The organism is Simplicispira sedimenti (assembly GCF_022760965.1).
Lineage (GTDB): Bacteria > Pseudomonadota > Gammaproteobacteria > Burkholderiales > Burkholderiaceae_C > Simplicispira > Simplicispira sedimenti.
On sequence record NZ_JAKVIJ010000002.1, the window covers coordinates 158,434 to 172,005 of the forward strand.

The 13,572-nt window shown below is 67.4% G+C and carries 16 protein-coding genes; 7 read left to right on the forward strand and 9 right to left on the reverse strand.

The window, feature by feature from the left end:
- Nucleotides 1-2 precede the first annotated feature (2 nt).
- Nucleotides 3-1,367: a CHASE3 domain-containing protein gene (locus tag MJ602_RS03230; RefSeq protein ID WP_243019377.1), complete on the reverse strand. Its 1,365-nt coding sequence runs from the start codon at nt 1,365-1,367 to the stop codon at nt 3-5.
- A gap of 68 nt (nt 1,368-1,435) precedes the next feature.
- Here MJ602_RS03230 and MJ602_RS03235 point away from each other — a divergent pair, with 68 nt between their 5' ends.
- Nucleotides 1,436-2,068 carry a response regulator gene (locus MJ602_RS03235; protein WP_243019378.1) on the forward strand — a complete coding sequence of 211 codons (633 nt, stop codon included), beginning with the start codon at nt 1,436-1,438 and terminating at the stop codon, nt 2,066-2,068.
- A gap of 135 nt (nt 2,069-2,203) precedes the next feature.
- Here the strand turns inward: MJ602_RS03235 and MJ602_RS03240 are convergent, their stop codons facing one another.
- The 4 genes from MJ602_RS03240 to gpmA all read right to left on the reverse strand — a co-directional run bounded on the left by MJ602_RS03240 (nt 2,204) and on the right by gpmA (nt 5,826).
- Nucleotides 2,204-2,617: a response regulator gene (locus tag MJ602_RS03240; RefSeq protein ID WP_243019379.1), complete on the reverse strand. Its 414-nt coding sequence runs from the start codon at nt 2,615-2,617 to the stop codon at nt 2,204-2,206.
- A gap of 90 nt (nt 2,618-2,707) precedes the next feature.
- On the reverse strand, nt 2,708-3,475 hold the full coding sequence (locus tag MJ602_RS03245) for a HesA/MoeB/ThiF family protein (protein ID WP_162017239.1): 768 nt from the start codon (nt 3,473-3,475) through the stop codon (nt 2,708-2,710).
- Between the two features lie 65 nt (nt 3,476-3,540).
- Nucleotides 3,541-4,977 (reverse strand): S41 family peptidase, encoded by a 1,437-nt coding sequence (locus tag MJ602_RS03250; protein WP_162017238.1) that lies wholly within the window; start codon nt 4,975-4,977, stop codon nt 3,541-3,543.
- Between the two features lie 105 nt (nt 4,978-5,082).
- On the reverse strand, nt 5,083-5,826 hold the full coding sequence (gpmA, locus tag MJ602_RS03255; protein WP_243019380.1) for a 2,3-diphosphoglycerate-dependent phosphoglycerate mutase: 744 nt from the start codon (nt 5,824-5,826) through the stop codon (nt 5,083-5,085).
- Nucleotides 5,827-5,897: 71 nt separating this feature from the next.
- Here gpmA and MJ602_RS03260 point away from each other — a divergent pair, with 71 nt between their 5' ends.
- The 4 genes from MJ602_RS03260 (at nt 5,898) to MJ602_RS03275 (ending at nt 8,214) form a co-directional block, all read left to right on the forward strand.
- Nucleotides 5,898-6,305: a rhodanese-like domain-containing protein gene (locus MJ602_RS03260; RefSeq protein ID WP_162017236.1), complete on the forward strand. Its 408-nt coding sequence runs from the start codon at nt 5,898-5,900 to the stop codon at nt 6,303-6,305.
- A 27-nt stretch (nt 6,306-6,332) separates the two neighbouring features.
- Nucleotides 6,333-6,593 carry a glutaredoxin 3 gene (grxC, locus tag MJ602_RS03265; protein ID WP_243019381.1) on the forward strand — a complete coding sequence of 87 codons (261 nt, stop codon included), beginning with the start codon at nt 6,333-6,335 and terminating at the stop codon, nt 6,591-6,593.
- 95 nt (nt 6,594-6,688) lie between these two features.
- Complete coding sequence (gene secB / locus MJ602_RS03270; RefSeq protein ID WP_162017234.1) at nt 6,689-7,156, forward strand: protein-export chaperone SecB; 468 nt, start codon at nt 6,689-6,691, stop codon at nt 7,154-7,156.
- A gap of 50 nt (nt 7,157-7,206) precedes the next feature.
- On the forward strand, nt 7,207-8,214 hold the full coding sequence (locus MJ602_RS03275) for an NAD(P)H-dependent glycerol-3-phosphate dehydrogenase (protein WP_243019382.1): 1,008 nt from the start codon (nt 7,207-7,209) through the stop codon (nt 8,212-8,214).
- 164 nt (nt 8,215-8,378) lie between these two features.
- Here MJ602_RS03275 and MJ602_RS03280 read toward each other — a convergent pair whose 3' ends face one another.
- From MJ602_RS03280 to panB, 4 genes are read right to left on the reverse strand one after another with little or no spacing between them, the layout of a single operon-like run.
- Nucleotides 8,379-9,017, reverse strand: coding sequence for a pseudouridine synthase (locus MJ602_RS03280; RefSeq protein ID WP_243019383.1), 639 nt, complete (start codon nt 9,015-9,017; stop codon nt 8,379-8,381).
- Nucleotides 9,018-9,022: 5 nt separating this feature from the next.
- Nucleotides 9,023-9,628: a hypothetical protein gene (locus MJ602_RS03285; RefSeq protein WP_243019384.1), complete on the reverse strand. Its 606-nt coding sequence runs from the start codon at nt 9,626-9,628 to the stop codon at nt 9,023-9,025.
- 19 nt (nt 9,629-9,647) lie between these two features.
- Nucleotides 9,648-10,496: a pantoate--beta-alanine ligase gene (panC, locus tag MJ602_RS03290; protein ID WP_243019385.1), complete on the reverse strand. Its 849-nt coding sequence runs from the start codon at nt 10,494-10,496 to the stop codon at nt 9,648-9,650.
- 18 nt (nt 10,497-10,514) lie between these two features.
- Complete coding sequence (panB, locus tag MJ602_RS03295; protein WP_162017229.1) at nt 10,515-11,408, reverse strand: 3-methyl-2-oxobutanoate hydroxymethyltransferase; 894 nt, start codon at nt 11,406-11,408, stop codon at nt 10,515-10,517.
- Nucleotides 11,409-11,561: 153 nt separating this feature from the next.
- Here panB and nadC point away from each other — a divergent pair, with 153 nt between their 5' ends.
- Together nadC and nadA are read left to right on the forward strand one after the other, a co-directional pair.
- Nucleotides 11,562-12,404, forward strand: coding sequence for a carboxylating nicotinate-nucleotide diphosphorylase (gene nadC / locus MJ602_RS03300; RefSeq protein ID WP_243019386.1), 843 nt, complete (start codon nt 11,562-11,564; stop codon nt 12,402-12,404).
- Nucleotides 12,401-13,519 (forward strand): quinolinate synthase NadA, encoded by a 1,119-nt coding sequence (gene nadA / locus MJ602_RS03305; RefSeq protein WP_162017227.1) that lies wholly within the window; start codon nt 12,401-12,403, stop codon nt 13,517-13,519. The genes nadC and nadA overlap by 4 nt, the downstream gene beginning before the upstream one ends.
- The last annotated feature ends 53 nt before the right edge of the window (nt 13,520-13,572 follow it).

Genomic DNA, 13,572 nt, shown 5'->3' on the forward strand with positions numbered 1-13,572 from the left:
GCTTACCCCGATGGCGGCAGCCAGGCGTGCACGGTCGTGCCCTGACCTGGCGTGGACTGCACCTGCCACTGGCCGCCCAGGGCCTCTATGCGCTGGCGCATGCCGGCCAGGCCATGGCCGCCATGGCCCAGGGTGGCGGGCTCAAAGCCGATGCCATCGTCGTGCACCGTGACCACGACCTGCGCCCCCTGGGGCTGCACGCGCACGTGGACCTGGCGCGCCTGGGCGTATTTGCCGATGTTGGTGAGCGACTCCTGCACCAGGCGGTACACGGCCAGTTGTGCGGCGTCGTTCAGGCGCACCTCGTCCACATGGGCCTGCACGGACAGGCCAGCGCGTTCCGAAAACTCGCGCGCCAGAATCTCCAGCGCTGTGGCCAGCCCCAGGTTGGCCAGCGCCGAGGGCCGCAGGTCTTCAATGATGCGGCGCTTGAGCGCAATCACCTGGTTGAGCGTGGCGCCCAGGTGTTGCAGGCGCTCCTGCACCTCAGGGCCGCTGGTGCCGATGCGGGATTTGAGGCGCGCCAGATCCAGCTTGGCGGCGGTGAGCAGGGCGCCGAGTTCGTCGTGCAGCTCGCGTGCCAGGTGGCCGCGTTCGTCCTCGCGCACCTGCTGCAGGTGGTTGGCCAGCGCGCTGAGCGATGCGGTGCGCGCGCGCACCAGGGCCTCCAGGCGTTCGCGCTCGCTCTCCAGGGCTTGTTGTTCGCGGGCCGTGGCCTGTTGCAGGGCCTGGGTCTGGCGCAGGTAGCGGTAGAACGCCAGCAGGCCTACAGCAGTGGCCAGCGCGATGCCCAGGCGCGAGCCCCACAATGCGCGTTCGATCTCGGCCTGCCCACGTGCCACCTGTGCGTTGCTGCTGTCAATCAGGGCGCGTGCATGCAGGCGGATCGCATCCATGTGTTGTTTGCCCACGTCGGTGGAGAGCACGAACTGCCAGGCGTCCTGCCGCTCCTTGCGGCGCAGGTCCAGGCTCAGCGCCATTTCCGAAAGCTTGGTGGTGATGGTGCGGGCGAGTGCCTCGTAGTGCTGTCTGTCCTCGGGGGTGTCGGCCACCAGGCTTCGCAGTTGTTCCAGGTCGTCCTGCAGCGTGGCGATCCCGGCCTTGTAGGGGTCGAGATAGCGCTCATCGCCCGTGAGCAGGTAGCCGCGCAGGCCGGTTTCGGCGTCGAGCATGTCCTGCAACAGCCGGTTGACGCTGGAGTGTGTGGCCTGGCTGTGCGCCAGTTGCTGCAAAGCCTGGTGTGAGCGCTGGTAGCCCGCCTCGTTGATGCCCACCAGTGCCAGTGCCGCGAGCACCGCCAGGGGCAGCACCACGGCAAGGCGTTGCAGGGCATGGGGCCATCGCAGGGGGCGGTGTGGACGAAGCATGCAAATCAGGATAATGGGTCGAACGCCGCCGCCGCCGTGGCTGGCGGCGCGCAGGGAGAGCCGATTCGATGATCAATGTAGGTATCGTGGACGACCATGCGATTGTGCGCTCGGGGCTGCGCCAGTTTCTGTCCGAGCATGTGGACCTGCGCGTGGTGGGCGAGGCCGCCAACGGACGCGAGGCCATCGACCTGGTGCACCAGCAGGACATTCAGGTGCTGGTCATGGACCTGGCCATGCCGGGGCGCAGCGGCATCGACGTGCTGGCGCAGTTGCGCGCCAAGGCACCGCACATGGGCATTCTGGTGCTCAGCGGCTACCCCGAGGAACACTACGCCATCAGCCTGATCCGCCAGGGTGCCAGCGGCTACCTCAACAAGGAATGCGAGCCCGAAACAATTGTCGAGGCCATCCGCACCATTGCGCAGGGGCGCCGCTACGTCACACCCGCAGTCGCCGACCTGTTGGCCCAGCAGTTGCACCGCAAGGAGGACGCGCCGGTGCACGAGCAGTTGTCCGAGCGTGAATTCCAGGTGTTCCTGAAGCTCGCACGCGGCGAAACGGCCGGGGACATCGCCCAGGCGCTGTCGCTGAGCGTCAAGACGGTGAGCACCTACCGCACGCGCCTGCTCGAAAAAATGGGCCTGTCCACCAACAGCGACCTGACGTACTACGCGCTCAAGAACCGTCTGATCGATTGAAGTGATGTAACACCCCCCTGAGGTGCTGCGCACCTTCCCCCCGCTTTCGCAGCGCAGCGCGCCGCGGGCAGGGGAACGCTCCCTGCGCGGCGGGGCGGCCCTTGCGCGGGAGCCCTGGCTTGGGGCGCGTCGGTTTCATCCGCTGTGGGTGCCGCGTTCGTGCAATGGATCACTGAGATGCGCCGCCAGTTCGCGGCAGTAGTCCACCAGCGCCTCGATATCGCCCGACTTGTCGAACACCGCGTCCACGCCCAGTTGGGCACAGCGCCGGCGCACGTCGGGCGTGGCGTAGTTGCTGAGCACCACCGCGCGCTGCCCTGGTTGGCGGCGCCGGCAGGCCGCCAGTACACCCAGGCCTGTGCCCTGGCGCAGGAACACATCCACGATGACCAGGTCCCAGTTCTGCGTGTGGGCGTCCAGCCATTGGCAGGCGGTGGCTTCGCTGTCGGCCATGCCCACGGGCTCCACGGCGGCCAGCTCTTGCAGCGTGCCGATCAGGTTCTCGCGGATGGTGGGGTTGTCTTCGACGAAGAAGGTGCGGAGCTTCACAGCGGCCTTTCGGGATGTGGCGAGCCCACTCTATCGTGACGGGCGGCCGCGGGCTGCCAGCGCAGGCAAGCGCTGCGCGTAGGCGCATTCCTACTGGGCTGGCGGGATGTGGGCTGTGCCGCACACCGGGCAGGCCGGATTGCGGGCAGTGCGCAGGCTGCTCCATTCCATGCTCCGGCCGTCCAGCATCAGCAATCGCCCGGCCAGAGAGGTGCCCACGCCCGCCACGAGCTTGAGCGCCTCGGTGGCCTGCAGGGCCCCCACCACGCCCACCAGCGGAGCAAACACGCCCATGGTGGAGCAGGCCACTTCCTCGAACTGCGCCGCCGGGTCGAACAGGCAGGCGTAGCAGGGGGTGCCGGGCTCGCGCGGGTCGATGACGGTGATCTGCGCATCGAAGCGGATGACCGCTCCCGCCACCAGCGGCTTGCCCAGGCGCACGCAGGCGGCATTGACCGCCTGGCGCGTGGCGTAGTTGTCCGAGCAGTCGAGCACCACCGTGGCCTCCTGCACCAGCGTGTGCAGGCGCAGGGCGTCCACGCGCTCCTGCAGCGCGGTCACCTGCACGTCGGGGTTGATGGCCTGCACCGCCTGTGCAGCCGATGCCACCTTGGGCTGGCCCACGCGCTGTGTGGTGTGGGCGATCTGGCGCTGCAGGTTGGTCAGGTCCACCACGTCGTGGTCCACCAGCGTGATCCGGCCCACGCCCGCCGAGCCCAGGTACAGCGCTACTGGGGAACCCAGGCCGCCAGCGCCAATGACCAGTGCGTGCGCCGCCAGAATGCGCTCCTGTCCCTCGATGCCGACCTCATCGAGCAGGATGTGGCGGGAATAGCGCAGGAGCTGGTCGTCGGTCATGGGTGGGCGGGGCAGTAAAAAGGGCCGGTGTGCAACCGGCCCCGGTGGGCGAAGGCGGCAGCGGCTTACTGCTCCTTCTTTTCTTCCTTGCGCTCGGTCTGGGTCTTGCTCACCAGCACGGGCTTGCCGCGCAACTGGTTCAGGGCCTGGGCGAGCTGGAAGTCCTTGTCGGTGCCGAACTCGGGGAGCTTGCGCTCGGACACGGGTTTCTTGGCCTCCTCTTCCAGGCGCTTGCGGGCTTCCTCGCGGGCCTTTTCGCGTTCGGGGTCGGGCTTTTCCTCGCCCTGGCCGTTGCCCAGGTGTTTTTCCAGGTCGGCCTCGCGCATGCGCAGGGCGGCAAAGGGGCTGCCCTCGGCGGTCTCGTCCACCATCACGTCGGGGACGATGCCGCGCGCCTGGATGGATTTGCCGCTGGGTGTGTAGTAGCGCGCCGTGGTCAGCTTGATTCCGGTGTCCGGCCCCAGGGGGCGCACGGTCTGCACCGAACCCTTGCCAAAGGTCTGGCTGCCCATGATGGTGGCGCGCTTGTGGTCCTGCAGGGCACCGGCCACGATCTCGCTGGCCGAGGCAGAGCCTTCGTTGACCAGCACCACCAGCGGCACCTTCTTGATGGCCGCAGGCAGGCGTTTGAGCGGGTCGCTGCTGCCACGGCGGGCGTAGAAGTCGGGCGATGCCTTGAACGTGGCCTTGCTCTCCGCAAGCTGCCCGTTGGTGGTGACCACCACCACGTCCGCAGGCAGGAAGGCCGCAGAAATGGCCACGGCGGCGTCCAGCAGGCCGCCGGGGTCGTTGCGCAGGTCCAGCACCAGGCCCTTGAGCTGCGGGTCCTGCTTGTACAGTTCCTCGACCTTGCGCACGAAGTCGTCCACCGTGCGTTCCTGGAACTGCGACAGACGAATCCAGCCGTAGCCAGGCTCGACCATCTTGCCCTTGACGGACTGTGTCTTGATCTCTTCGCGCGTGATCGTGACGGCAAAGGTACGGTTCTCTTCCCTGCGGAAGATGGTGAGCGTGACCTTGGTGTCGGGCTGGCCACGCATGCGCTTGACGGCCTCGTTCAGACTCAGCCCGCGGACGGCGGTTTCGTCGATCTTGGTGATCAGGTCGTTGGTCTTGAGCCCGGCGCGGAAGGCTGGCGAGCCCTCGATGGGCGAGACCACCTTGATCAATCCGTCTTCCTGCGTGATCTCGATGCCCACGCCGACGAACTTGCCCGTGGTGCCTTCACGGAATTCGGAGAAGGACTTCTTGTCGAAATACTGCGAGTGCGGATCGAGGCTGGCGACCATGCCCGAAATGGCATCGGTGATGAGCTTCTTGTCGTCCACCGGCTCCACATAGTCGGTCTTGACGAGGCCGAACACGGCGGCAAGTTGCTGGATTTCCTCCAGCGGCAAGGGTGCCATGCTGCCGCGTGCCATGGTTTGCAGCGACACCGTGGTCAGCGCGCCCGCGAGCGCGCCGACCGATACCCACCCTGCGATTTTCAGTTTCTGGCCCATACGTTTACCTCTGACCGGGTCAATATACACCTTGGAAGGGCCCAACCCGCGCCGGTTCCCGCGCGGGCGCTCACATTTTGCAGCGCTTGTCTTTTTTCGGTGGACTCAGGCCTTGCCTTGGGTGGCAACCGCTGCCGCAGCCTTGGCGGCGGCCTCTGCATCGCCAAGATAGTAGTGGCGGATGGGGCGCAGGTCCGTGTCCAGTTCGTACACCAGAGGAATTCCGTTGGGTATGTTCAGGCCGACGATGTCCTGGTCGGAGATGCCGTCCAGGTACTTGACCAGTGCGCGGATGGAGTTGCCGTGCGCCGCCACCAGCACGCGCTGACCGGAGCGGATGCTGGGGGCCATGGTCTCGTTCCAGAAGGGCAGGACGCGGGCCACGGTGTCCTGGAGGCACTCGGTCAGCGGCACCTGGGAGGCGTCCAGGTTGGCGTAGCGGCGGTCGTTGCGCTCGCTGCGCGGGTCCTGCGGCTCCAGCGCGGGTGGGGGGGTGTCGTAACTGCGGCGCCAGACCAGCACCTGCTCGTCGCCGTACTGTTTGGCCATGTCGGTCTTGTTCAGGCCCTGCAGCGCACCGTAGTGGCGCTCGTTCAGGCGCCAGCTTTTCTGCACGGGCAGCCAGGTGCGGTCCATCTCGTCCAGGCAGTACCACAGGGTGTGGATGGCGCGCTTGAGCACGCTGGTGTAGCACAGGTCAAAGTCATAGCCTTCGGCCTTGAGCAGCTTGCCTGCCGACATGGCCTGGGACACCCCGGTGGGGGTCAGGTCCACATCGGTCCAGCCGGTGAAGCGGTTTTCCAGGTTCCAGGTGGATTCGCCGTGGCGGATCAGAACGAGTTTGTGCATGGTGTCCCTTGGGCAAGCAGGTCGAAACCCGGCATTTTAGAATTGCGGCATCTGACACCCCAAGGAATATCGTGAATTTCATTGTCGAGAACTGGTATCTGTTCGTGCTGGCCTTCGTTTCGGGAGGGATGCTGTTCCTGCCCATGCTCAAGTCGGGCGCGAACGGGCTGACTCCCTCGGCCGCCGTGCTGCTGGTCAATCGCGAGAAGGCGGTGCTCATCGACGTGTGTGGTGCCGACGAATACGCCGAAGGCCACGTGGGCGGCGCCAAGAACGTGCCGGTGAATGAAATCGATGAGCGCCTGCCCACGGTGGTCAAGAACAAGGCACTGCCGCTGGTCATGGTGTGCTCCAGTGGTGCGCGTGCCACACGCGCGGCCATCATGGCCCGGCGCCTGGGCTACGAGAACGTGCAGGTGCTCGCCGGTGGCACCAAGGCCTGGCGTGAAGCGGGCCTGCCGATCGAGAAAAAAGCCTGATTGCCCACTGCCGCCGAGGAAAACGCCATGCAAGCCGTCAAGATGTACACCACCGCCGTTTGCCCCTACTGCGTGCGTGCCAAGCAACTGCTCAAGGCACGCGGGGTCGAGCACATCGAAGAGATCCGCATCGACACCAACCCGCAGGAGCGCGAGCGCATGATGGAAACCACTGGCCGACGCACCGTGCCGCAGATCTTCATCGGCGACACCCATGTCGGTGGTTGCGACGACCTGATGGCCCTGGACGCCCGCGGCGGTCTGCTGCCCCTGCTGGGCGCTGCATAATCCCGTGTTTCGCGCCCGCAGCGGGAAGGTATCCTGCAGCGGGTCTTTTTGTGGCCCGGCGCTGTGCCGGGCCTGGTTTGAGCTGAAAGCATCCCATGGCCGATCAAGAAACCTCCTCCGCCCCCGTGTTCCAGATCCAGCGTGTGTACCTCAAGGATCTGTCGCTGGAGCAGCCCAACTCCCCCGCCATCCTGCTGGAACAGCAACAACCCAACGTGGACATCCAGCTGGGCGTGGAAGCCACCCCGGTGGTCGAGGGCATTTACGAGGTCTGTGTGACCGCCACCGTGCAGACCAAGATCCAGGACAAGACCGTGTTCCTGATCGAGGCCAAGCAAGCCGGCATCTTCGAGATCCGCAACGTGCCTGAAGACCAGATGAGCATGGTCATCGGCGTGGCCTGCCCGCAGATCGTGTACCCCTACCTGCGTGGCAACGTGGCCGATGTGGTCAACCGCGCCGGCTTCCCGCCCGTGCACCTGGCGGAAATCAACTTCCAGGCCATGTACGAGCAGCAACGGGCACAGGCGGCTGCAGCGCCCTCGTCGCCTCTGCCGCAGTAATTTTTAGGTCTTTTTGGCCTCTGGCGCTTATGCAATAAGCGCGAGCTGCTATGAAAATCATAGTTCTTGGTGCGGGTGCCTGGGGTACGGCCATGGCGATCAGCGCCGCGCGCCACTCCGACAGTCACGCCGTGACCCTGTGGGCGCGCAGCGCCGAGCATGCAGTGCAGATGCAGGCGGCACGCAGCAATGCGCGCTACCTGCCTGGCGTGGGCCTGCCCCAGGGGCTGGAGGTGCGCAGCGGCACGGTGCCCGATGCGGTGGCCGGGGCTGGGCTGGTGGTCGTCGCCACCCCCATGGCCGCACTGCGCGGCATGCTGGGGGCCTTGCACGGCTGCACCGCCCCGGTGGCCTGGCTGTGCAAGGGCTTTGAGGCCGCGCTGGCCGAAGGTGCACCGGGCCTGCTGGCCCACGAAGTGCACGCCCAGGTGGCGCCCGGCCTGCGGGCAGGCGTGCTCAGCGGCCCCAGCTTCGCCCAGGAAGTGGCCCTGGCCCAACCCACCGCGCTGGTGGCCGCCAGCGAACACGCCGACGTGCGCGACACCCTGGTGCGCGCCTTCCACAGCCCCAGCCTGCGTGTCTATGCCAACGACGATATCGTGGGTGTGGAAGTGGGCGGCGCCGTCAAGAACGTGCTGGCCATTGCCACCGGCCTGTGCGATGGCCTGCAACTGGGGCTCAATGCGCGGGCCGCGCTCATCACGCGTGGCCTGGCAGAAATCACCCGCCTGGGCTTGGCCCTGGGCGCGCGCGCCGAAACCTTCATGGGCCTGTCGGGCCTGGGCGACCTGGTGCTGACCGCCACTGGCGACCTCTCGCGCAATCGGCGTGTGGGTCTGCTGCTGGCGCAGGGGCAGACGCTGGCGCAGGCCGTGGACTCGCTCGGCCACGTGGCCGAGGGTGTGTACTGCGCCCGCACTGTGGTGCAACGTGCACGCCAACTGGGCGTGGAAATGCCCATCAGCGAAGCCGTGGTGGCCTTGCTCGACGGCCGCCTGCGCCCCGCCGAGGCCGTGGCCGCCCTCATGGAGCGCGAGCCCAAGGGCGAAGGCGCCTGAAGCAAGACAACCCCCTGTGTCGCTTCGCTCCTTCCCCCTTCTCTGGCATCGCTGAGCGATGCGGAAGGGGGACGCCACCAGCGCTGCGGGGCGGCCCTTGCGCGGTGGCTGCCGATGTGGGGCGCGCTCGTTTCATGCGGCATGGGTGGTGCGCACCTCCTGATTCAGGTCAGGGTAGGGGTCTGCACCTCGCGCCACTCTCCCGGCGCCAATCCCTCCAATCCCCAAGGGCCGATGCGCACGCGCACCAGGCGCAGCGTGGGCAGGCCCACGGCGGCGGTCATGCGGCGCACCTGGCGGTTGCGGCCCTCGCGGATGGTCAGTTCCAGCCAGGCCGTGGGAATGCTCTGGCGCACCCGGATGGGCGGCTGGCGCTCCCACAGCGCAGGCGCTTCGGCCAGGCACTGCGCCTGGGCGGGCAGGGTGGGGCCGTCGTTCAACAGCACGCCCTCGCGCAGTTGGCGCAGTTGATCTTCGGTCGGCGTGCCCTCCACCTGCACCCAATAGGTTTTGGGCAGCTTGTGGCGTGGGTCGGCAATGCGGGCCTGCAGCGGGCCGTCGTTGGTCAGCAGCAGCAGGCCTTCGCTGTCGCGGTCCAGGCGTCCGGCAGGGTACACACCGGGTACGTCCACAAAGTCCTTGAGGGTATGTCGCCCGCTGCCGTCGGGGCTGAACTGGGTGAGCACATCGAAGGGCTTGTTCAGCAGCAGCAGCCGGGGCACGGCCGGTCGTGGTTGCGCGGTGCGGCGCGGCGCCGCTGATGGGTTGCGCGTCCCGCGAGCGTTGCGGGGAGGCGGGGCCATACCCCTCAGCCTTTGACCAAGGCGAGGTAGGCACGGCGCGTGGCAGGGTCCACTGCGTCGATCACCTGTGCATACGCCGTCTGGTGCCGCGCCATCAGGCGCGCCGAGGCCACGGGCTTGGACTTGCAGTACCAGTGGCAGGTGTGCTGCATCAAAAACAATTCGGCCATCAGCGTGAAGGCCTTGTCCTTGGGGACGCGCTGGGCGTCGTTGCGCACCGCGCGTTCAATGCCTTCGGCGTGGATCTTGAATGCCTGGCGCAGGTCGAAGCTGGCGCTGGGCCACCACTGGTCGGCAAACGGCAGGGCCAGCGGCAGGGTGCTCACGCGGGTGAGGGCGGCGTCCACGCGCGCCATTTCGGTCGCCAGTTGGCCGAACTGCTCGCTCAGTTGCAGCTCGGTGGTGCGCAGCAGGTCCCAGATCTGCTGGCGCCGGGCGGGGTCGGTTTCGCCCAGGGCGCGCATGTAGCCCTCGATGAGGTTTTCCAGCAGCTTCTCGATCTGGTACTGCGCCAGGTGGCTGGCCAGCAGGCCGATGCGCTGGCGCTGCTGCTTGCCATTGAGCACGAAGATGCCAATGGACAGCAACAGGGCAAGGAGCAGGATATCCATGGGGCCGTGGTCTGGCGCGTCAGACTTCCAGGTTGTCGATCAGGCGCGTGCGGCCCAGGCGTGCGGCGCCCAGCACCACCAGCGCATCACCGGCCTGGGGGGGCTGCAGGTCACTGCGGCGGCGCACGGTCAGGTAGTCGGGCTGCCAGCCGCGTCCGGTCAGGGCCTGCAGGGCGCGCGCCTCCAGCGCTTCGCGCTGCGCGGGCAGGGTGTGGGCCGCGGCCACGGCGTCGCGTGCCAGGGCGCGCAGGGCCAGCGACAGTTGCACCGCCTCCTGGCGCTCGGCCTCGCTCAGGTAGCCGTTGCGTGAGCTCAGCGCCAGGCCATCGTCGGCGCGCTGCGTGGTTCCGGCCACGATGTCCAGGGGCAGCGCAAACTGCTGCACCATGCGGCGCAGCACCATGAGCTGCTGGTAGTCCTTCTGCCCGAACAACGCCGTACCCTGGGCCTTGCCCGCAAACACGGCGGAAAACAGCTTCATCACCACCGTGCACACGCCGGTGAAGAAGCCGGGGCGGAACTGCCCTTCCAGAATGTCGGCCAGTTGCGGGTCGGGTTGTACCTTGAAGGTTTGCGGCTCGGGGTACAGATCCTGCTCGCTGGGGGCAAACAGCACATCGCAGCCTGCGGCGCGCAGCTTGTCGGCGTCCACCTGCAGGGTGCGCGGGTAGCTGTCGAAGTCCTCGTGCGGCAGAAACTGCAGGCGGTTGACGAAGATGCTGGCCACCAGCGTGTCGCCCAGCGGCCTGGCCTGGCGCACCAGGGCCAGGTGGCCGTCGTGCAGGTTGCCCATGGTGGGTACGAAGGCAGGGTTGCGGCTCTGCGCCAGGGCGGCGCGCAGCTCGGGAATGGTGTGGATGATCTGCATGGGGAAAGGGGGCACGCCTTACCAGGCGTGCAGGGTGTTGTCGGGGAAGCGGCCTTGCTTGACGGCCTGGACATAGGCCTCCATGGCGCCGCGCACGCTGTCTGCGTCCTGCATGAAGTTGTGCACGAACTTGGCCATCTTGCCCAGGTTCAGCCCCAGCATGTCGTGCAGCACCAGCACCTGGCCTGCCGTGCCGTTGCCTGCGCCAATGCCGATGGTGTGGCAGTGCTGCAGTTCCTGGGTCAGTTCGGCCGAGAGCAGCGCGGGCACCATTTCCAGCACCAGCATGGTGGCGCCGGCGTCCTGCAGCTCGTGGGCGTGGCGGCGCAGGGTTTGCGCGGCCTGCTCGGTCTTGCCCTGCACGCGGTAGCCGCCCAGGGCGTGCACCGTTTGCGGCGTGAGGCCCAGGTGGGCGCACACGGGCACGCCGCGCTCGACCAGGAACTGCACCGTTGGTGCTGTCCAGCCGCCGCCTTCGAGCTTGACCATGTGGGCCCCGGCGCGCATCAGCTCGCATGCGCTGCGCAGCGCCTGTTCGCGGCTTTCGGCGTAGCTGCCATAGGGCAGGTCGGCGATCAGCCAGGCCGTGCCCTGCACGCGGCGCAGGCCGCGCGCCACGCTTTCGGTGTGATAGACCATGGTTTCCAGCGTCACGCCCACCGTGCTGTGCAGGCCCTGGCAGACCATGCCCAGCGAATCGCCCACCAGCAGGCATTCCACGCCCGCAGCGTCGGCCACGGCGGCAAAGGTGGCGTCGTAGGCCGTCAGCATGGTGATTTTTTCGCCCGCTTCGCGCATTTGCTGCAGACGCGGCAGGCTCACCGGGCGGCGCTGGGGCAGTGGGGATGCGGGGGGCAGCGTGCCGTAGGGCGTGCCGCTGGGAGTGGAAGGGGGCGTGGTGGGATCGGTCATGGTGCCTCAATCGCAAAAAGCCGTGGAGCCCGGCAGTCTAGTCGAAGCCGCTATGCTTTGGGGTTGAATCATCCCAGCGCTGCTGGCCCTGGCCCCGCCCGGCCAGGGCGCTGCGCATTGAAGAACATGGACATGAACCCCAAAGACCCCACGATGGAACCGCTTGGCACCCAGGTGCTGCTGGATGTGGCCCGCGCGCTGCAGGAAGACGTCGGCAGCGGCGACCTGACCGCTGCCCTGGTGCCCGCAGGGCGCCGTGCCCGCGCCCGCGTGCTGGCGCGCGAAGCCGCCGTCATCTGCGGCGCACCCTGGGCCGAAGCGGCGCTGCGCGCGCTGGACCCCACCGTGCGCATCACCTGGCATGTGGCCGAGGGACAGCGCAGCACCTCCGACCAGGTGGTGTTGGAGGCCGAGGGCGACGCCCGCGCGCTGCTGAGCGCCGAGCGTACGGCGCTCAACTTCCTGCAACTGCTGTCTGCCGTGGCGACCAAGACGGCCACCTACGTGGAGGCCGTGCGCGGCACCCGTGCCCACATTGTGGACACGCGCAAGACCATCCCCGGCCTGCGCCTGGCGCAGAAGTACGCCGTGCGCGTGGGCGGCGGCACCAACCACCGCATCGGCCTGCACGACGCCGTCCTCATCAAGGAAAACCACATTGCCGCTGCGGGCGGCGTCAGCGCCGTGCTGCAGGCCGCGCAGCAGGTGGCCGCGCGCGCGCAGTTCATCGAGATCGAGGTGGAAACGCTGGAGCAACTGCGCGAGGCGCTGGACGCGGGCGCAAGAATGGTGCTGCTGGACAACATGCCCCTGCCCATGCTGCACGAGGCGGTGCGAATCAACGCGGGCCGCGCCATCCTCGAAATCTCGGGCGGCGTGACGCTGGAGGGCCTGCGCGCCCTTGCAGAAACCGGCGTGGACCGCATCTCCATTGGCACGCTGACCAAGGACGTCAAGGCCACCGACTTCTCGATGCGCCTCCAGGAGCTGCCATGAACACCACGATCACCCTGAAAGAAGTCGATTACGAACAGCCCGAAGGCGGCGCGGTCTGCTCCACCAAACACGCCTGGGCGCGTGTGCCCGCCGAGCTGTCGCAGGACGAGCGTGCCGCGCTCAAGGACAAGATCCGCCGTCTGCTGAAGGAAAAGAACGCGGTCATGGTGTCGCACTACTACGTGCACCCCGACCTGCAGGACCTGGCCGAGGAGACCGGTGGCATCGTCAGCGATTCGCTGGAGATGGCGCGCTTTGGCCGCGACCACGCCGCGCAAACGCTGGTGGTCAGCGGCGTGCGCTTCATGGGCGAGACGGCCAAGATCCTCTCGCCCGAGAAGACCGTGCTCATGCCCGACCTGGATGCCAATTGCTCGCTCGACCTGGGCTGCCCCATTGAGGAGTTCAGCGCCTTCTGCGACCAGCACCCTGACCGCACCGTGGTCGTCTATGCCAACACCAGCGCCGCCGTGAAGGCGCGCGCCGACTGGCTCGTCACGTCGAGCTGCGCGCTGGACATCGTGCGCGCCCTCAAGGACCAGGGCCACAAAATCCTGTGGGCGCCCGACCGCCACCTGGGCGACTACATCCGCCGCGAAACCGGCGCCGACATGGTGTTCTGGAACGGCGCCTGCATCGTGCACGACGAGTTCAAGGCCTTCGAGCTCGAAGCGCTGAAGAAGGAGCACCCCCACGCCAAGGTACTGGTGCACCCCGAAAGCCCGGCCGAGGTCATCGCCCTGGCCGACGCCGTGGGCTCCACCTCCGCCATCCTCAAGGCTGCGCAGACCATGGACGCCCAGGAGTTCATCGTCGCCACCGACAACGGCATGATGCACAAGCTGCGCACACTCAACCCCGGCAAGCGCTTCATCGAAGCCCCCACCGCAGGCAACAGCGCCACCTGCAAAAGCTGCGCCCACTGCCCCTGGATGGCCATGAACGGCCTGGCCGACGTGGCCCGCGTACTGGAGACCGGCGCCAACGCCGTGCACGTGGACCCGGCGCTGATCCCACGCGCGCGCATGCCCATAGACCGCATGCTGGCCTTCACCGCAGCCCTGCGCAGCGGCCAGCCAGTCAGCGGCCTGGTGCCCCATATCGGCGCGGCATGATGCTATCAAAATAGTAGCTGCTGGCGCTTATCCAATAAGCGCTGGAGGCCATT

Excerpts from the sequence above, each read along its gene's own strand:
- MJ602_RS03230 (WP_243019377.1), bottom strand. The coding sequence starts at position 1,367 with ATGCTTCGTCCACACCGCCCCCTGCGATGGCCCCATGCCCTGCAACGC.
- MJ602_RS03235 (WP_243019378.1), top strand. The coding sequence starts at position 1,436 with ATGATCAATGTAGGTATCGTGGACGACCATGCGATTGTGCGCTCGGGG.
- MJ602_RS03245 (WP_162017239.1), bottom strand. The coding sequence starts at position 3,475 with ATGACCGACGACCAGCTCCTGCGCTATTCCCGCCACATCCTGCTCGAT.
- MJ602_RS03250 (WP_162017238.1), bottom strand. The coding sequence starts at position 4,977 with ATGGGCCAGAAACTGAAAATCGCAGGGTGGGTATCGGTCGGCGCGCTC.
- gpmA (WP_243019380.1), bottom strand. The coding sequence starts at position 5,826 with ATGCACAAACTCGTTCTGATCCGCCACGGCGAATCCACCTGGAACCTG.
- grxC (WP_243019381.1), top strand. The coding sequence starts at position 6,333 with ATGCAAGCCGTCAAGATGTACACCACCGCCGTTTGCCCCTACTGCGTG.
- secB (WP_162017234.1), top strand. The coding sequence starts at position 6,689 with ATGGCCGATCAAGAAACCTCCTCCGCCCCCGTGTTCCAGATCCAGCGT.
- MJ602_RS03275 (WP_243019382.1), top strand. The coding sequence starts at position 7,207 with ATGAAAATCATAGTTCTTGGTGCGGGTGCCTGGGGTACGGCCATGGCG.
- MJ602_RS03280 (WP_243019383.1), bottom strand. The coding sequence starts at position 9,017 with ATGGCCCCGCCTCCCCGCAACGCTCGCGGGACGCGCAACCCATCAGCG.
- MJ602_RS03285 (WP_243019384.1), bottom strand. The coding sequence starts at position 9,628 with ATGGATATCCTGCTCCTTGCCCTGTTGCTGTCCATTGGCATCTTCGTG.
- panC (WP_243019385.1), bottom strand. The coding sequence starts at position 10,496 with ATGCAGATCATCCACACCATTCCCGAGCTGCGCGCCGCCCTGGCGCAG.
- panB (WP_162017229.1), bottom strand. The coding sequence starts at position 11,408 with ATGACCGATCCCACCACGCCCCCTTCCACTCCCAGCGGCACGCCCTAC.
- nadC (WP_243019386.1), top strand. The coding sequence starts at position 11,562 with ATGGAACCGCTTGGCACCCAGGTGCTGCTGGATGTGGCCCGCGCGCTG.
- nadA (WP_162017227.1), top strand. The coding sequence starts at position 12,401 with ATGAACACCACGATCACCCTGAAAGAAGTCGATTACGAACAGCCCGAA.